The organism is Mesorhizobium sp. M0306 (assembly GCF_040321655.1).
GTDB lineage: Bacteria > Pseudomonadota > Alphaproteobacteria > Rhizobiales > Rhizobiaceae > Mesorhizobium.
The window spans coordinates 47,849-65,242 of record NZ_JAMYRY010000008.1 but is presented as its reverse complement, the minus strand read 5'-3'; the positions used below and the strand labels follow the sequence as shown (position 1 = coordinate 65,242).

General features: G+C 61.6%; 20 protein-coding genes. 16 read left to right on the top strand and 4 right to left on the bottom strand.

Annotation, left to right across the window (positions count from 1 at the left end; translation table 11 throughout):
* Positions 1–55 precede the first annotated feature (55 nt).
* A complete protein-coding gene (locus NKI95_RS14225) occupies positions 56–1,708 on the bottom strand; it encodes a tetratricopeptide repeat-containing sulfotransferase family protein (RefSeq protein ID WP_352717453.1) in 1,653 nt (550 codons plus the stop codon).
* A gap of 121 nt (positions 1,709–1,829) precedes the next feature.
* Between NKI95_RS14225 and NKI95_RS14220 the strand changes: the two genes are divergently transcribed.
* A complete protein-coding gene (locus NKI95_RS14220; RefSeq protein ID WP_352717452.1) occupies positions 1,830–2,936 on the top strand; it encodes a pyridoxal phosphate-dependent aminotransferase in 1,107 nt (368 codons plus the stop codon).
* Between the two features lie 32 nt (positions 2,937–2,968).
* On the opposite strand, the gene NKI95_RS14215 is transcribed toward NKI95_RS14220, so the two are convergent.
* A complete protein-coding gene (locus NKI95_RS14215; RefSeq protein ID WP_352717450.1) occupies positions 2,969–3,469 on the bottom strand; it encodes a MarR family winged helix-turn-helix transcriptional regulator in 501 nt (166 codons plus the stop codon).
* A 199-nt stretch (positions 3,470–3,668) separates the two neighbouring features.
* Here NKI95_RS14215 and NKI95_RS14210 point away from each other — a divergent pair, with 199 nt between their 5' ends.
* The 11 genes from NKI95_RS14210 to NKI95_RS14160 all read left to right on the top strand — a co-directional run bounded on the left by NKI95_RS14210 (position 3,669) and on the right by NKI95_RS14160 (position 12,386).
* On the top strand, positions 3,669–3,947 hold the full coding sequence (locus tag NKI95_RS14210) for an acylphosphatase (protein ID WP_352717449.1): 279 nt from the start codon (positions 3,669–3,671) through the stop codon (positions 3,945–3,947).
* Positions 3,948–4,095: 148 nt separating this feature from the next.
* Entirely contained in the window at positions 4,096–4,758 is a 663-nt protein-coding gene (locus tag NKI95_RS14205) for a TetR/AcrR family transcriptional regulator (protein WP_352717448.1), read from the top strand.
* Positions 4,759–4,806: 48 nt separating this feature from the next.
* Complete coding sequence (locus NKI95_RS14200) at positions 4,807–5,970, top strand: isovaleryl-CoA dehydrogenase (protein ID WP_352717446.1); 1,164 nt, start codon at positions 4,807–4,809, stop codon at positions 5,968–5,970.
* Between the two features lie 82 nt (positions 5,971–6,052).
* On the top strand, positions 6,053–6,445 hold the full coding sequence (locus tag NKI95_RS14195; protein ID WP_352717445.1) for an AbrB/MazE/SpoVT family DNA-binding domain-containing protein: 393 nt from the start codon (positions 6,053–6,055) through the stop codon (positions 6,443–6,445).
* The gene (locus NKI95_RS14190) at positions 6,442–6,825 is read left to right on the top strand and encodes a type II toxin-antitoxin system VapC family toxin (protein WP_352665924.1); all 384 of its coding nucleotides are present in this window, start codon (positions 6,442–6,444) and stop codon (positions 6,823–6,825) included. Before NKI95_RS14195 ends, NKI95_RS14190 begins: the two co-directional genes overlap by 4 nt.
* A gap of 4 nt (positions 6,826–6,829) precedes the next feature.
* Positions 6,830–8,437, top strand: coding sequence for a carboxyl transferase domain-containing protein (locus NKI95_RS14185; RefSeq protein ID WP_352717443.1), 1,608 nt, complete (start codon positions 6,830–6,832; stop codon positions 8,435–8,437).
* A gap of 1 nt (position 8,438) precedes the next feature.
* Positions 8,439–8,969: an O-acetyl-ADP-ribose deacetylase gene (locus tag NKI95_RS14180; protein WP_352717441.1), complete on the top strand. Its 531-nt coding sequence runs from the start codon at positions 8,439–8,441 to the stop codon at positions 8,967–8,969.
* Between the two features lie 201 nt (positions 8,970–9,170).
* Positions 9,171–9,455: a hypothetical protein gene (locus NKI95_RS14175; protein ID WP_352717440.1), complete on the top strand. Its 285-nt coding sequence runs from the start codon at positions 9,171–9,173 to the stop codon at positions 9,453–9,455.
* Positions 9,456–9,497: 42 nt separating this feature from the next.
* Positions 9,498–9,866, top strand: coding sequence for a hypothetical protein (locus tag NKI95_RS14170; RefSeq protein WP_352717439.1), 369 nt, complete (start codon positions 9,498–9,500; stop codon positions 9,864–9,866).
* A 44-nt stretch (positions 9,867–9,910) separates the two neighbouring features.
* Positions 9,911–10,285 carry a hypothetical protein gene (locus NKI95_RS14165; protein WP_352717438.1) on the top strand — a complete coding sequence of 125 codons (375 nt, stop codon included), beginning with the start codon at positions 9,911–9,913 and terminating at the stop codon, positions 10,283–10,285.
* 112 nt (positions 10,286–10,397) lie between these two features.
* Complete coding sequence (locus NKI95_RS14160) at positions 10,398–12,386, top strand: acetyl/propionyl/methylcrotonyl-CoA carboxylase subunit alpha (RefSeq protein WP_352717436.1); 1,989 nt, start codon at positions 10,398–10,400, stop codon at positions 12,384–12,386.
* A gap of 97 nt (positions 12,387–12,483) precedes the next feature.
* Here the strand turns inward: NKI95_RS14160 and NKI95_RS14155 are convergent, their stop codons facing one another.
* Both NKI95_RS14155 and NKI95_RS14150 read right to left on the bottom strand, forming a co-directional pair.
* Entirely contained in the window at positions 12,484–13,605 is a 1,122-nt protein-coding gene (locus NKI95_RS14155) for an ABC transporter substrate-binding protein (RefSeq protein ID WP_352717435.1), read from the bottom strand.
* 388 nt (positions 13,606–13,993) lie between these two features.
* Positions 13,994–14,260, bottom strand: coding sequence for an SEL1-like repeat protein (locus NKI95_RS14150; protein WP_352490873.1), 267 nt, complete (start codon positions 14,258–14,260; stop codon positions 13,994–13,996).
* A 458-nt stretch (positions 14,261–14,718) separates the two neighbouring features.
* Between NKI95_RS14150 and NKI95_RS14145 the strand changes: the two genes are divergently transcribed.
* From NKI95_RS14145 to NKI95_RS14130, 4 genes are all read left to right on the top strand, one after another.
* Positions 14,719–15,063, top strand: a complete 345-nt coding sequence (locus tag NKI95_RS14145; protein ID WP_352717433.1) for a DUF2147 domain-containing protein — start codon at positions 14,719–14,721, stop codon at positions 15,061–15,063.
* Between the two features lie 207 nt (positions 15,064–15,270).
* Positions 15,271–15,423, top strand: a complete 153-nt coding sequence (locus tag NKI95_RS14140) for a hypothetical protein (protein WP_023718367.1) — start codon at positions 15,271–15,273, stop codon at positions 15,421–15,423.
* Positions 15,424–15,518: 95 nt separating this feature from the next.
* Positions 15,519–15,647: a hypothetical protein gene (locus tag NKI95_RS14135; RefSeq protein WP_352717432.1), complete on the top strand. Its 129-nt coding sequence runs from the start codon at positions 15,519–15,521 to the stop codon at positions 15,645–15,647.
* 187 nt (positions 15,648–15,834) lie between these two features.
* Positions 15,835–17,337 carry an AMP nucleosidase gene (locus tag NKI95_RS14130; RefSeq protein WP_352717431.1) on the top strand — a complete coding sequence of 501 codons (1,503 nt, stop codon included), beginning with the start codon at positions 15,835–15,837 and terminating at the stop codon, positions 17,335–17,337.
* Positions 17,338–17,394: the final 57 nt, after the last annotated feature.

Genomic DNA, 17,394 nt, shown 5'->3' with positions numbered 1-17,394 from the left:
GCTAGCAAAATGGTCCGGGAGAATCCAGCCTGACCGTTGCCGCCGGCCGTGGAACTTAGGCACCGGCGAGATCGCCGAGCGATTGGATCAGCGGCTGGATTGCGCTCTCATAGTTTTTCCAGAGCTTGACAGATGAACTGTAGATCGGCTGCCGGACTTGCCAGCGACTGGCCGTGTTGACCGATCCCTCCTTGTCGAAGAAGCGCAGGCAGGCATCGTCCCAGGGCAATCCAAGATAATCGATCAGACGGCGCGATTGTGCCTCCTGATCCGCAACCAGGGTCTCGTAGCGACTTTCGAAGATGCGTCCTGGAAAAACCTTGTCCCAATGTCGCATCAGGCGATCGTATTCACGGTAGTACAGCCCGAGCGTCTGCAGGTCGGCGATGTAGCTGTGTCCCTTGGAGAAATTCTGGAAAAAGCACGAGAGGCAATTGTCGATTGCGTCGCGGCGGCAGTGAATAATCCGCGCGTTGGGAAAGAGAAGGCCTATTAGACCGATCAGTTCGAAATTCTGGGGCATTTTGTCGACGACGCGAAGTGCGGTCGGCGCACGCTCACGAAGGTATGACAGGTGCTCCTCGGCCAACCCTTTGGACACGTCAGGGGTGATCGGCACGATCAATTGGCCCAAGGCTCGTGACGGAACCTTCGTGAGGCCGATAGCATTTGCGGCTCGCCTTAGCTTTTTAAGTTCTCCTGCGCCGTGAACATCCGGGTGGCTCGCGCAAATCTGCTCGGTCAGGGTGGTCCCCGACCGGGGCATTCCCAGTACAAACACGGGCACTTCCGATGGGCTTCCATGACCCGCCTTGGCAGCCACCATGTCCGGGTTGAAGAGCTCGATCGTAGAGTCGACCCAGCGGCGATAGGCTTTCAGATCAAACTTATAGCCTGCGGCCTGCTTGCCTTTCTTGAAATGATCTATCGCGTCTTCGTAGCGCCCAAGGTCGTTCAGCACCTTGCCGGCTGCGTGATGAAGTCTCATCGCACTTTCGGGGTCAAGTTTTGGGTAGCTCAGTTCGCGCAGGATGGACTTAAGTTCGGCCGGCTCTTCGGTGAATTTGCGCGTATGCACAAGCTCGTCATAGGCAGCGGGCATGGCGATGCGACGTTCGATCGCTTCTTTCAGATAGACTTCGGCTTCGTCCACGCGACCGAGACCGGTGAGTGCGCTGGCCAGTCCTGTCCGAACGCGAGGATGATCGCGGTTGATCTTGAGCGCTTTCTCGTAAACCGGCACAGCCATGTCAGCCTTGTCGAATTCCACGTAAGCGCGTCCCAATGCGCAAAGCGCTTCCAGCAAATCGGGCTTCAACTTCAAAGCTTGCTGAATATGCCTGATTGCGGGCGAATATTCGCTGACTTTTAGATAAACTTCACCCAGACTAAGGTGATAAAAGGGGTTTTGAGGCTCCTCGCCGACGGCGCGGGCCAAATATCGCAGGGCCATTTCATCGTCGAGCCCGATGAATAGCGTGCCCATGATATACAAAGCCAAGGGATGGTTGGGCGTGCGCTCCAGCACGCGACGGCACAGTTCCTCAGCCTCGGCCAACCGCTTGGCCTGCTGCAAGCCATACGCCTGTTTCAGCAGCGCATCGTCGGCCTGCACGCGCGTCAATGGTTTCGCCTTCGGCGGTTGCACGTTCGGCGCCGAACGGGATCTTATGTGCTTGGACCAGGCGGGCGGCAGTCGGTTGCTCATCATGTCTCGCTAGCAAAATGATCCGGTAGAATCCAGCCTGACCATTGCCGCTGGCCATGGAACTTGCGCAGGCCAAGCCAGCAGGCTAGCAAGAAGGCCCCTTTTCGAACGAGCCTTTGCCATGCGCCCTCCCCTTACGCCGCTCGTCGATGCGCTTCCCTCTACAGTGCCGTTTGTCGGCCCGGAGGCGCAGGAGCGCGACCGCGGCCGCGCCTTTCGCGCCCGCATCGGCGCCAATGAGAGCAGCTTTGGCCCTTCGCCGCGCGTCGTTGCCCGCATGGCCGAGATTGCCGGCGACATGTGGATGTATTGCGACCCCGACAATCACGATTTGAAGGTAGCCGTAGCCCGGCATCTCGGCGTCGGCGCCGAAAATGTTGTCATCGGCGAAGGCATAGACGGGCTGCTCAGCCTGGTTGCGCGCATGTATGTGGCGCCCGGCGACGCGGTGGTGACCTCGCGCGGCGCCTATCCGACCTTCAACTTTCATGTTGCCGGCGTCGGCGGCCGGCTGGTCGCGGTGCCCTACGAGAACGACCGGGAAAACCTCGACGGCCTGCTGGGGGCAGTGGCCAGCGAAAAGGCGCCACTGGTCTACCTGTCCAATCCGGACAATCCGATGGGCAGCTGGTGGGAAGCCGCCGAGATCAGCCGCTTCATCGAAGCCTTGCCGGAGACCACAATGCTGGTGCTCGACGAGGCCTATGGCGAATTGGGGCCAGCCTCAGCGCTGCCGCCGATCGATGTGGCGCGGCCGAACGTCATCCGCATGCGCACCTTCTCCAAGGCCTATGGGCTGGCCGGCATACGCTGCGGCTATGCGGTGGCCGAGGCCCAGGTGATTAGGGACTTCGAGAAGATCCGCAACCACTATGGCGTCAGCCGCATGGCGCAGATCGCCGGCGTCGAGGCGCTTGCCGATCAGGCCTGGCTGGAAAGCGTGGTGGCGCGGGTCGCCGCCGGCCGCCGGCGTATCGCCGCAATAGTCGAAGCGAACGGGCTGAAGCCGCTGGCTTCGGCGACCAATTTCGTCACCATCGACTGCGGCCGCGACGGCGCTTTCGCACTAAAAGTGCTGCAGGCGCTGTTGTCACGCGACGTGTTCATCCGCAAGCCGATGGTGCCGGTGCTCGACCGCTGCATCCGGGTCAGCGTCGGCCTCGACCACGAGCTCGACATCTTTGCCGAGGAACTGCCTGGCGCACTGGCAGCAGCGCGGGGGAACTGAACAGCGCAACGCCGGGACCCCAGTGCTGCCCGCTATTTCTCCCCGAGCAGGCGCATGACGCGCTTCAAGGCGTCCGATAATTCGGCAGCCGCTTCATCGGCGAGCCCGCCCGTCAGCCGCGCGAGGTCGCGATCCGCCGCAACCTGAAGCCTGGCGAGCTCCCCACTTCCGCGAGCGGTCAGCGACAGGATGCGTCTGCGCCGATCGGCTGGGTCAGTGCGCATCTCGGTCAGGCCAGCGGCGGCGAACCTCCTCAGGACGCGTACGACATACGCCGGATCGAGCCGGAGCTCGGCAGCGATTTCGGAGGCTGCCGGTCCGAGATCGAGGTGGAATGCCCGCGCAAGAAACCCTGCCTCACCGCCGCTATTGGCGGCAGCATGGGATCGGCGGCCCAATTCGAACAGCAGCCGCGCCTCGCCTAGCGTATAGGCGCTGTGCGTCAAGGTCTGGTCGAGCAGACCGATCAGCCGCGTGTAAAAGCGATTGAAGCCGCGGATCTCCGCGACAAGGGCATTCCGATCGGCCGGCATGTCGACCTCCTTCGGGCTGATCGCTCCGTAAGGACCATGATCGCCTATTATTTGACTTAGTCAATCATTCGATGGAGACGCCGCCCATCTCGCACGTGAGGCTGGCGGATCGCGATCGGCAGAGAGACCTTCGATGCACGCGGCGCGGTTGAATTTGCAAGACGCTGCGCCAGACTCGACTCAGAGGATGGAGACCGCGATGACCGATCGGACGGTGCAGGTACGCATATACGGCAAGGTGCAAGGCGTCAGCTACCGGGTCTGGGCGCGGCGCGAGGCGTCGGCCCTTGGTCTTGTCGGGTGGGTGCGCAACGAAGTTGACGGCTCGGTGACAGCCTTGATTGCAGGGACGGGTGCGGCGGTCTCGACAATGATCGAACGTCTTTGGCAAGGGCCGCCAGGGGCAGCGGTTTCGAAAGTCGACGTCGAGGAGATCGAGGCACGCGACATTTCCGCGGGTTTCAGGATTGTTGCCTAGCAAGGCATGATCCTGCTCATTCGCTTCCATCGCACAAAATCTCCAGGGTGCAGATAGAGCAAACCTGAAGCCATTGCCCTGCCCGGACATAGCTCGGTCCTTGAATTAATTGAACGTTTGTTTTATTGTCGCGAAAAGGCGGCTTGTCATGGCGCGTACGACCGGTTCCGACGGAGAGAAGACCGAAGCTGCGGTCCGCGAGGCGGCGGTCAGCCTGATTGCGCGTCTCGGCTACGAGGCGATGTCGATGCGCCAGCTGGCGGCCGAGGTTGGCGTCCAGGCAGCGGCGCTTTACCGCTATTTCCCGACCAAGCAGGACCTCCTGTTCACGCTGATGCGCGAGCATATGGAAGGCTTGATCGAGACGTGGCGCGCAACAAGCCCTGTCGGCGCCGATCCGGCAGCGCGGCTCGCCGCCTATGTCGAAAACCACATCGCCTTCCACGTCGAACGCCGCCATTCCACCCATGTCTCGAACATGGAGCTGCGCAGCCTGTCGCACGAAAAACTAACGCAGATCCTGCGCATGCGCGCGGCCTACGAGAAGGAGCTGCGCGCTATCCTGCGCGACGGCGTCGAAGCGGGCTTGTTCAGTATCGAAGACACGGGGCTCACCGCCATGGCGTTGATCCAGATGATGACCGGCGTCATCGTCTGGTTCCGGCCGGGCGAACGGCTGTCGATCGCCGAAGTCACCGCTACATATCTAGCAATGACATTGCGCCTTGTTGGAGCAAAGAACGATGGCGCGTCAACGAGCTACGACGCCGCGCGTCTATTCGGGCGCGCAAAGGACGTTCTAGCAACTTGATTTCGCGCACGATCCCGATTTTCGGGATCGTGCGCCGGGAGGAACGGCATGTACACGCATACGCTCAACTTCGGGCTTGACGAAGACATCGAGGCACTGCGCGACCTGGTGCGGCGCTTTGCCCAGGAAAAGATCGCACCGATCGCCGCCGAAATCGACCGCTCGAACGAATTCCCGGCACATCTGTGGGCGGAGCTCGGCGGGCTTGGCCTGCTCGGCATCACCGCCGATCCCGATTTCGGTGGCAGCGGCATGGGCTACCTCGCCCATGTTGTCGCGATGGAGGAGATTTCGCGCGTCTCCGCCTCGGTCGGCCTCTCCTACGGTGCCCATTCCAACCTCTGCGTCAACCAGATCAACCGCTGGGCAACGCAGGCGCAGAAGGAAAAATATCTGCCTTCGCTCTGCAGCGGCGAAAAGGTCGGCGCACTGGCGATGTCGGAATCGGGTGCCGGCTCCGATGTGGTGTCGCTTCGCCTGCGCGCCGAAAAACGCAACGATCGCTATGTACTCAACGGCACCAAAATGTGGATCACCAACGGGCCGGATGCCGAGACGCTGGTCGTCTACGCCAAGACCGATCCGGAACTCAATTCGCGCGGCATTACCGCTTTCATCGTCGAAAAGGCCTTTGCCGGTTTTTCCGTGGCGCAAAAGCTCGACAAGCTCGGCATGCGCGGCTCGAACACCGGCGAGCTGGTGTTCGAGAATGTCGAAGTGCCGTTCGACAACGTGCTGCACGAGGAAGGGCGCGGCGTCGAGGTGCTGATGTCGGGCCTCGACTACGAACGCGCCGTGCTGGCCGGCGGCCCGATCGGGCTGATGGCGGCGTGCCTCGACGTGGCGATACCTTACGTGCATGAACGCAAGCAGTTCGGCCAGCCGATCGGCGAATTCCAGTTGGTGCAAGGCAAGCTCGCCGACATGTATGCGACGATGAACGCGGCGCGTGCTTACGTCTATGCCGTAGCCGCCGCCTGCGATCGCGGTGAGACGGCCCGCAAGGATGCTGCCGGCTGTATTCTCTTCGCCGCCGAAAAGGCGACGCTGATGGCGCTCGACGCCATCCAGCTTTTGGGTGGCAACGGCTACATCAACGACTACCCGACCGGCCGGCTGCTGCGCGACGCCAAGCTCTACGAGATCGGCGCCGGCACCAGCGAAATCCGTCGCTGGCTGATCGGGCGGGAAATCATGGCGGAGAGCGCCTGATGGCATCTTTTTAAGATTTTGCCAGAAGCCGCAAGATGTGGCATACCTCGGAATATGTGCCACAATACAGGCGAGACGGACCATGGCGGGCAAAACGGGAAAGTCCGGACTTGAAGAAGACCCGCAAGCACAGTTCGATGCCGGCGCTCGCCAACCACGGCTTCGGGTTCCGGCGAAACGCGAGCGTGTCAAGCTTGGCGAGGGCGGGCGCTTCGTCATCCCTGCCGCGATGCGCGAGGAGATGGGCGTGAAGCCTGGCGAGGACATGATCCTTCATGTCGAAAGCGGCGAGCTGCGGGTAAGATCGTGGCTGCAGAATCTGCGACGGGTCCAGGCCGAATTGTCAGCGCTGAAACAGCCCGGTGAAAGCGTGGTCGACGAATTTTTGAAGGAGCGGCGGGAAGAGCAGCGTCGAAGCGACAAGCGTCTCGACCGGCTTCACGCCGAAGGGACAACGGGAAAGCGGGCGAAATGAAGCCCTACGTCATGGACAGCTCGGCGGCGCTCGCAATCCTGCTCAACGAGCAAGGCACCGACAATGCTTTGGGGTTCGCGCCGGACGCACAATGCAGTTCAATCAATGCGGCCGAAATCATCGCCAAGCTGATCGACAAGGGACGCAGCATGGAACAGGCCGCGGACGACCTCGCCAGTCTCGGCATGCCGATCGCCGTTTTCGACGACGCGATGGGCATCGCGGCCGGGCAGCTTCGCCAATTGACGCGGCATCGCGGCTTGTCGCTGGGCGATCGGGCCTGCCTCGCACTGGCAATTCGCGAGAACGCTATTGCCGTCACCGCCGATCGCGATTGGGGCGACCTCGATGTCGGCTGCAAAATCGAGCTGATCCGGTAGCGCCATGGCCCCCCTCACCTCGCAGATCTCGCCCGCCTCCGATATCTTCCGCGCCAATGCCGAGCGCATGCGGGCGCTGGTCGCCGACATCGCTGAAAAAGCCGCCGCCATCGAGCGCGGTGGCTCGGAAGAGGCGCGTGAGCGGCACGTCTCTCGCGGCAAGCTCCTGCCGCGGCAACGCCTCGCGCAATTGCTCGATACGGGCTCGCCGCTCCTCGAAATTGGCCAGTTCGCCGCTTGGTCGATGTATGGCGAGGACATCCCTTCCGCCGGCCTCATCGCCGGCATCGGCCGGGTCGAAGGCACCGAAGTGATGGTCGTCGTCAACGACGCCACGGTGAAGGGCGGCACCTATTATCCGCTGACCGTGAAGAAGCATCTGCGTGCACAGGAGATCGCGCTACAGAACAATCTGCCTTGCGTCTATCTGGTCGACAGCGGCGGCGCCAATCTGCCCAACCAGGACGAGGTGTTTCCCGACCGCGATCATTTCGGCCGCATCTTCTACAACCAGGCCAACATGTCGGCCGCCGGCATTCCGCAGATCGCCTGCGTCATGGGTTCGTGCACGGCCGGCGGCGCCTATGTGCCTGCGATGTCGGACGAGACAATCATGGTGCGCAACCAGGCAACCATCTTTCTCGGCGGGCCGCCGCTGGTGAAGGCGGCCACCGGCGAGGACGTCACCGCCGAGGACCTCGGTGGCGCCGACGTGCACACAAGGCTTTCCGGCGTTGCCGACCACTATGCGCTCGACGACGAGCATGCGCTGGCCATATGCCGGCGGATCGTCAAAAACCTGAATCGGAACAAAATTGTAAGCCTGGCCCTGAAGAAATCGATTCCGCCGCTTCACGATCCACATGAACTCTACGGCATCGTACCGACGGATCTGCGCCAGCCTTACGACGTGCGCGAGGTGATCGCCCGAATCGTCGACGGCTCCGAGTTCGATGAGTTCAAGCAGAATTACGGCACCACGCTGGTCACCGGTTTCGCCCACCTCAGCGGCATGCCGGTCGGCATCGTCGCCAACAATGGCGTGCTGTTTTCGGAAAGCGCGCTGAAGGGCGCGCACTTCATCGAACTGTGCTGCCAGCGCAGGGTGCCGCTGATTTTCCTACAGAACATCACCGGTTTCATGGTCGGGCGAAAATACGAGGCCGGCGGCATCGCCAAGGACGGCGCCAAGCTGGTGATGGCGGTCGCCACCGCCAAGGTGCCGAAAGTAACGATGATCATCGGCGGCTCGTTCGGCGCCGGCAATTACGGCATGTGCGGACGCGCCTATTCACCACGCTTCCTGTGGATGTGGCCGAATGCCCGCATTTCGGTGATGGGCGGCGAGCAGGCGGCAACGGTGCTGGCCGTCGTCAAGCGCGAAGGCATCGAGCGCAAGGGCGGCGAATGGAGCGCCGAGGAGGAAGCGAAATTCAAGAAGCCAATCCTGATGAAGTACGAGCACGAAGGCCACCCGCTCTATTCGTCGGCAAGGCTCTGGGACGACGGCATCATCGACCCGGCCAAGACCCGCGAGGTGCTGGCGCTCAGCCTTTCGGCCGCGCTCAACGCCGAGATCGAGGAGACACGCTTCGGCGTGTTCAGGATGTGAGATGAGCGAAACCGGCCCGAGGATTCGCATTCAAACCGGCGACATAACGAAGCTGGCGGTCGATGCCATCGTCAACGCCGCCAACACCTCGCTTCTCGGCGGCGGTGGCGTGGACGGCGCCATTCACCGCGCGGCCGGCCCCGAGCTTCTGGCCGAATGCCGGATGCTGAATGGCTGCAAGGTCGGAGACGCAAAAATCACCAAGGGCTACAAGCTGCCCGCGCGCTACATCATCCATACGGTCGGGCCGGTCTGGCAAGGCGGCAGCAAAGGAGAAGCCGAACTGCTCGCCTCCTGCTATCGCCGGTCGCTCGAAATCGCCGCCGCAAAGGACTGCCGGACGGTGGCGTTTCCAGCGATCTCGACCGGCGTCTACCGCTATCCAAAGGACCAGGCGACGCAAATTGCCGTCGGTACCGTGAGTGCCTTCATCGGCCAGAACGTCGTTCCGGAAGCCGTCATTTTCTGCTGCTTCGACGAGCCGACGGCCGAACTGTATCAGTGGGTCGTTGCCGCACTCGGCAGGGTGTGATCCTGCGCAGGCGACCACCACATCTCCCGACTATTTTTTGCTTCTTGATCTGGCCAGACGAAAGAATCACGGCTATTGATCATCGCAAATACCAATGGGGATTGGGCGAAGATGAGGCGGCGGGTTTTTCAGAGAACAACTGTGCATATACTTGCGGGGTTGCTTATATTAGCGACGCCTGGCGTCGGTGCAGCGGAGTCGTTGGCGGGAAGCAAGGGCGAGACCCGTTTCTATCCCTATTTGCCGCAGAACCCGAAGGATGAATGTACCAGGGCCTACAAGGCCTATGTAGCGGCCGGCGGCCATTCAGCCTATGCAACCACTCCGTATTCCCGGGTGCGTTCGCTGTACATCATCTGCGGCTCGCGCTTGAATGCACCGTCACAGCAAGCTGCCGAAGAGTTGGCGTTGAAATCCTGTCAGGCCACCCGCAACAGTTACAGGGTTACAACAGGTGGGGGCTGCGAAATCGCCGCCTCTAAATAAGCGAATATCTACAGTGTTGGGGTTTTTCAAATGGGTTGGGCAATGAAATCTTTATCCATCAGGCGAACAGCCATATCGGTACTTGCACTGCTCGTGGCCTCTGGACCGAATGTTGGCGCCGCCGAATCGCTGGCGGGAAGCAAGGGCGACAGCCGTTTTCCGGTCTATTTTGCACCGGGTACAATCGGAGGCTGCGGCAAAAATTACAAGGACTACGTGGCGGCTGGCGGTCACTCGGCCTATGCGATGACGCCATTCAACTGGGCAACCGAATTCACTATTTGCGGTGCTTATCTGAATGCACCATCCCAGAAGGCTGCTGAAGCACTGGCGTTGAAGTCCTGCCAGTCCGCGCGCAGCAAGTACAAGGTCACGACTGCAGGGGCATGCGCCATAGCTGCCTCCAAATAGGCCGACACTCGGCGGCCTTCGACGTTTCCAATGGATGGGAAAAAATGAAGTCTATCAGCGTCAAACAAGCAGTCCTCTCGCTAATAGCTGGGTTGCTTCTAATCTCGAGCCCCAGTGTCGGCGCTGCGGAATCGCTGGCTGGAAGCAAGGGCGACGTCCGCTTCTACCCGTATTTTCCGGCAACCGCGGATCGGCCATGCACCAAGGCATATAAGGCCTATGTGGCGGCCAGCGGCCATTCAGCTTATGCGACCACTCCGTATTCCCGGGTGCGTTCGTTGTACATCCTGTGCGGCTCACGCTTGAATGCGCCGTCGCAAAAGGCTGCCGAGGATATGGCGATGAAATCCTGCCAGGCCACCCGCAACCGTTACAAGGTCACAACCGGGGGAGCTTGCGAAATCGCGGCCTCAAAGTAGGCAGGCCTCGCTTGCCTACCCTTTGACCGCCAGACTACAAAGCAGGACATCGCCGCAGCTCGCGTAGAGAGAATTCGCGCCGTTAGCGGCAAGCTCTGCCTGTGGAGGCCCGATGTTCGCCAAGATCCTGATCGCCAACCGTGGCGAGATCGCCTGCCGGGTGATCCGCACGGCACGCAGCATGGGTGTGCGCAGCGTCGCCGTCTATTCCGACGCCGATGCTCACGCCTTGCATGTCGAAATGGCCGACGAAGCGATGCATATCGGCGCCTCTCCCGCCAACGAAAGCTATCTGCGCGGCGACAAGATCATCGCGGCGGCCTTGGCCGCAGGTGCCGAGGCCATCCATCCGGGCTACGGCTTTCTTTCGGAAAACCCCGAATTCGTCGACCAGGTCGCGGCGGCTGGGCTGATCTTCATTGGGCCGTCGGCGGCCTCGATCCGTGCCATGGGACTGAAGGACGCGGCCAAGCGGCTGATGGAAAAGGCCGGCGTGCCTGTCGTTCCGGGCTACCATGGCGAAGCGCAGGAGATCGTGTTGCTCGCCTCCAAGGCGCGCGAGATCGGCTACCCCGTACTGATCAAGGCGCGCGCCGGCGGCGGCGGCAAGGGCATGCGGCGTGTCGAGCATCCCGATGATTTTTCTGAAGCACTGTCGGGCGCGCGGCGCGAGGCGAAAGCCGCGTTCGGTGATGACCGCGTCTTGGTGGAAAAATATGTCGACAAGCCGCGCCACATCGAAGTGCAGGTGTTTGGTGACAATTTCGGCAACGCCGTACATCTTCACGAACGTGACTGCTCGGCGCAGCGCCGCCACCAGAAGGTGATCGAGGAGGCGCCTGCCCCGGGCATGACGCCGGCACTGCGCAAGGCGATGACCGAGGCGGCGGTGAAAGCCGCCAAGGCAATCCACTATTCGGGCGCCGGTACCATCGAGTTCATCGTCGATGCCTCGCAAGGTCTGAAGGCCGACCGTTTCTGGTTCATGGAAATGAACACCCGCCTGCAGGTCGAGCACCCCGTCACCGAAATGGTCACCGGCATCGACCTGGTCGAGTGGCAGTTGCGGGTAGCCTCCGGCGAAAAACTGCCGAAGATGCAGAGCGAGATCGCGCTGTCCGGCCACGCCTTCGAGGCGCGCATCTATGCCGAGGACGCGGCAAGAGGGTTTTTGCCGGCGACCGGCACCTTGCACCATTTGAAATTTCCGCAGCCGGCACCGGAGGGTGCGACCATGCGCATCGAAACCGGTGTGCGCGCCGGCGATGCGATTTCGCCGTTTTACGACCCGATGATCGCCAAGCTGATCGTCCATGGCAAGGACAGACGGGCGGCGCTCACGGCACTTGGCGCGGCGCTGTCGCAGACCGAAATCGCCGGCTCGACGGTCAACACTGGCTTTCTTGCCGCGCTAGCCGCTGATGCGGATTTTGCGGCGGGCGATGTCGATACCGGCCTGATCGCCAGGCATCAGCAGGCGTTGACGGCGGTTCCGCCGCCGAGCGGTGAGACAATTGCCGCCGCGGCACTTGCCGCGTCCGGTGCGAGCGACTTGCCGTCCTCGGACGATCCCTGGTCGTCGCTGGCAGGCTATGCGCATTTCCATGCTGTAGCGCGGCGCACGCTGCTGAAATTTGGCGAGCAGGAGATCGTCGCGCGCGTGTCGGTGCGGCCGGACGGACGGTTCGAGGTGGTGCTGGATGCGCCCTATGAGAGTGTCAATTCGCATGATCTTCGCGCGGCGCCTCGCCTCGCCCGCTGGCCGGGCCACGTCACGGTCTTCGATGGCGCAATCGGCTACGGTTTTGCCGTGCCGGATCCGCTGGCGCGAGCCGACGAAGCCGCCGCCGCTTCCGGCAGCCTGCGCGCACCAATGCCCGGCCTGGTCAAATTGGTGCGTGCAGCCAAAGGCGAGTCCGTGATCAAGGGCCAGCCGCTGCTGATCCTGGAGGCGATGAAGATGGAGCACACCATTGCCGCGCCCCATGACGGGGTTATCGCCGAGATCGCTGCCGAAGGCGCGCAGGTCACCGACGGGACCGTGCTGGTTCGCTTTGCCGAGGAATCTCAGCTGGCTGCTGTTTCCCTATCCACGAAGTGACCTCGAACGCGTCACAAAGGCGTCGCCAAAAACACCATGGCCGGGTTGACCCCGGCCATGTTCGATTACAGCAGCGCGTCTTGCGGCGCCGCGGCCATCACGGCTGGATCGGCGCGTATTTGCCGTCGTGCCACTGGTTGATGTCGTAGCTGACGTTCTTGAGGTCGCCCTTCTCGTCGAAGGTGACGGAGCCGACAACCGTGCTGATCGGCTGGCCGTTCTTTAACGCTTCGGCGACTTTTGCCGGATCGTCGCTGCCGGCGCGTTTGATGCCTTCGGCGAAGGCCTGGATCACCGCATAGGAAAACAGCGTGAAGCCCTCCGGCACGAAGCCGCCGGCCTTGATTTTGGCGATGGCTTCCTTGGCTTCGGGCTTCGCCTGCGGATCGGACGGGAAGACGAACATGGTGCCTTCGCCGGCCGGACCGGCAACCTGCCAGAATTCCGGCGAAGCGATCGAGTCCGGCATGATCAACTGGAACTTGAGGTTCTGCTCCGCCGACTGGCGCAGGATCAGGCCGGCTTCGGGGTGATAGCCGCCGAAATAGACGACGTCGGCTTTCAGCTCCTTGAGCTTGGTAACAAGCGCGGAATAGTCCTTCTCGCCAGCGTTGATGCCCTCGTAGAGGACTTCATTGAGACCGTTCTGGTTCATCGTTGCCTTCACGGCATCGGCCACGCCCTGCCCATAGGCGCTCTTGTCGTGCAGGATGATGACGTTCTTGCCTGCATATTTCTTGGCGATCCAGGGACCGATGAAAGCGCCCTGCGCATCGTCGCGCGTATAGAGGCGCATGATCGTCGGCCAGCCGGCTTTCGCCGCTGCGTCGGTCAGCACCGGGTTCGAGGAAGCTGGACTCATCATCAGCGCACCGGCTTCGGCGTAGACAGCGGAGGCCGGGATGCTGGAGCCCGAGCAGGCGTGGCCATCGATGAACTTGACACCATTGGCGATGATGCGGTTGGCGACCGAAACCGCCTGCTTCGGATCGCACTGGTCATCCTCGATGTCGAGCTTGATCTGGCGGCCGTCAACGCCGCCCGCCGCATTGATCGCGTCGGCGGCGGCTTGCGCGCCTTGCTTAAACTGATCGCCGATGGTGGCAAGCTGACCGGTCATCGGTCCGACCACTGAAAAGGCGATGTCATCGGCGAAGGCGACCGGCGCGGTCATCATCAAGCCAAATATGGCTGCGCTCAAAATACTGAATTTCTTCATGGTGACATAACTCCTCCACTCTCGCGCGACCATCCCGGCCGCGCCTCTTCCAGAGTGGCGGGAGAATTTCATCCTTCACCGGAGCTGTCTAGACGCATCGTCGGCGCTCGATTGGGCCTGCAACACGCTGTCCCAAAGACAAAGCCGCGCCAGCCTTGTTCCGGCCGGTCGCAGCTTTTCTCATCGAACTTCCCGAGGTATCAGCACCGGGATCCGCTCGCCTTCCCTGTTTTGTAGGGTTTATTGCACGGCTCGTCCGCCTGCCGTGTTCTTGTTGGCCCAGCCGTCTTGCGCGGCCTTGATTTTCGGGTCCAGCCGTCTGCGCGGCTTTGATCCGAAGCGTCCCTGTCGTGAGGTCAGTACCCCTGTGAAGTCGATGCCGGCGAATTCAGTGCATCGTCATCCATTCGCGGGCTTCGCGCAGCGCCTTGGCGATCTCCCCCTTCGACATGGCGGCCGACAATTCAGAGCGCAGTTCCGCGGCGCGGGCCGAACCCTTGATCGCGGCGATGTTGAACCATTTGTGGGCGGCGACGACATCGGTCTCGCAATCGCGGCCGGTCGCATACATCATGCCCAACTCGAAAAGAATATCGGCCTGGGCAGTTGCCCCCATGGCGCCGAAGCCTGCTTCAAGCATTTCAAAACGTGCCATTTCAAATCCCCTGTTCTGGCTCCCGAGAGCTGTCTCCGTCTGTCCCTCGGTGTCCTTGATTACCTTCGGGGGCGGCCGCTCTTTCGATGCTTTCGAGAATGCCGCGGAGGCTTGAATCCGTCGTTAAATGGCGTGCTTAATTTGAGGAAAACAAAGCTAAAACAAGAGGTAAACGCGAAAATTCGTTAAGGATACAAAGCCAGCAATCGCGCCGGTTTGCACAAAATTTGAAGAAAACTTGCGAGGCGCGGATCAAGACTCCGCTAACCACAGAAGACAAAGACGTGTGCGGCCCGTTTCATTTTTCGCCAGCGCGGCCGTTCGGGAGCGGGCAAAAACCCGCAACCCTTCCGTCGCGGCACCGCTTTTGTTTTTCCGGAAGCTGGACTAGCTTACGTTGCGTAAGGGGCAGACAGCCGGGACGGAGCCCGATTGGACTTGCCTGAGGGAGGAGAGACATGTTTCGACAAGTGAGCCTGGCCCTCGCGGCCGCAATAATGATGACCGGCGCGGCATTGGCCGATCCGATCGAAGGCAATTGGAAAACGCAAGCCGGATCGACTGCCGCCATTTCGGGTGGCGGCGGGGCATTTTCGATTACGCTCAAATCCGGCAAATTTGCCGGCAAGAACATCGGTTCACTGAAGGTGGCCGGCGCCAACAAATATGCCGGCACCATAACCGACCCGGAAACCGACAAGACCTATTCGGGCAAGGCTTCCCTTTCCGGCAGTTCACTCAAGATGAGCGGCTGCGTTTTCGGCGGGCTGATCTGCAAAAGCCAGACCTGGCACAAGCTCTGATCGTGCCCTTCCTGCCGTGGTGAGCGGGGCCAGTCGGCCCCGTTTTCATGTTGTCGCCTGGCAGCCACGGCGTCGCCATAGGTCGCTGCTTTCAAGGCGGCCCGCCCAGAGATCATCAACCATTTTGAACCCCAGATGAACGGCGGCATCAGAGCCGGTTCAGCCTGGGCAAGGCATTGTCATGCGTGTTGAAGGAGACACCGCGCAATGCTTGCCCGCCGCTTCACCATCGTCTGCCTGCTGATGAGCCTGTTCGGCATGTTGTTCGCCGTCCTTGTCGCCGAAGCCGGCCGGCCGGCCCGCGCCTGGGACGTCGCCATTTCCTGCCGGCTCGGTTGCCCGAACCAGCTTCGCCACTGAACCCGACAGCGAGATATTGAAACCCACGCCATGACCCGCCCACCGCCAACATCGTCAAGACCCTTCGGCTTCTGCCGCGGACGGCGCTCATCCTGATGCTCCTGGCGGCCCCGGTCCTGGCCGTGCCGACGATGCGCGCCGATGCTGGTTCGACCATCGAGGCGCCTGCGCCGAGGAAGTCCGGCATCGGCTTTGTGCTGCTGGTAAGCTTGCGGCGCGGCTAATGCATGTCGCGCAAAAGTGTGCAGCGGTTTTGCGACAACGGCATGCATAAAAGCAAGAACCTAAAGCGTGTCGCATGAGGCCGGACGAACGCGACGCGCTTAAGGCCGCTGGAAAGAAAACGCCAACAGGCGTTCTGAGATCACCTTACCCCCTCCCAACTGCGCGCCCAACTCTCTATATTGGGTCATGGAAAAGCGAATCTATCCCCAAGCCATTGAATCGGTCGTCACGCCGGAGCCGTTTGGCCGAAAGAGCTTCGACGACGCCAAGAAGGCGGTTGCAGCCCTCCAGGTGCTTTACGATCGCAATACCAAGTTCCTGCGCGATTCATTTACCGCGCTCGCCGCGGGCGGTGACAACAACAAACGCTACCGGGCCTTCTATCCGGAGATCGGCGTCACCACGAGTTCATTCACCCAGATCGACTCGCGGCAGGCCTATGGCCACATGCCGACGCCGGGGCATTTCTCGACCACCGTCACCCAGCCTGCTCTTTTCGAAAGCTATCTCACCGAACAGCTTCGCCTGATCATGCGCAACCACGGCGTTCCGGTCACGGTCTCGGAATCGACCACTCCCATCCCGCTGCATTTCGCCTTTCTCGAGGGCACTCATGTCGACGGCACTGCCGCGGAACGCATCAAACGGCCGATCCGTGACCTGTTCGACGTGCCGGATCTCGACGGCACGGACGACCAGATCGCCAACGGCACGTTCGAAGTGGCATTGGGCGAGGCACGGCCGCTGGCACCGTTCACCGCGCAACGGATCGACTATTCGCTGCACCGGATGTCGCATTATACGGCGACCAGTCCCCAGCATTTCCAGAACTTCGTGCTGTTCACCAACTACCAGTTCTACATCGACGAATTCGTTGCCCGTGCACGCGATTTGATGGCCAATGGGGGTGACGGATACGTCGAGTTCGTCGAGCCGGGCAATATCGTGACCAAAGTCGGGGACAGCGCGCCCGGTGAGGGTGCCGCGCCGCCTCGCCTGCCGCAGATGCCGGCCTATCATCTGAAGAAGCCGAACCATGGCGGCATCACCATGGTCAATATTGGCGTTGGCCCTTCCAACGCCAAGACGATCACCGACCACATCGCGGTGCTCCGGCCGCATGCCTGGGTGATGCTCGGCCATTGCGCCGGCCTGCGCAACACGCAGGCGCTGGGGGATTATGTGCTGGCGCATGCTTATGTGCGGGAAGACCATGTCCTCGACGACGATCTTCCGGTCTGGGTGCCGATCCCGCCGCTGGCCGAAATCCAGGTGGCGCTGCAGGAAGCGGTCGCCGAGGTCACCGGGCTTTCCGGCTACGACCTCAAGCGCATCATGCGTACCGGCACCGTCGCCACTATCGACAACCGCAATTGGGAGCTGCGCGACCAGCGCGGGCCGGTGCAGCGGCTGTCGCAGTCGCGGGCGATCGCGCTCGATATGGAATCGGCGACGATCGCCGCCAATGGCTTCCGCTTCCGGGTGCCCTATGGCACGCTGCTTTGCGTATCCGACAAGCCGCTGCATGGCGAATTGAAGTTGCCGGGCATGGCGACCGAGTTCTACAAGCGGCAAGTAGCGCAGCACCTGACCATCGGCATCAGGGCGATGGAGAAGCTGGCTGGAATGCCGATGGAGCGACTGCATTCGCGCAAGCTCAGGAGCTTTTCGGAAACTGCCTTCCAGTAAATGCCGAATCGCATGTGTCGGTCCAGGTCAGGACATTTCGTCATCTTGATTGAGCCG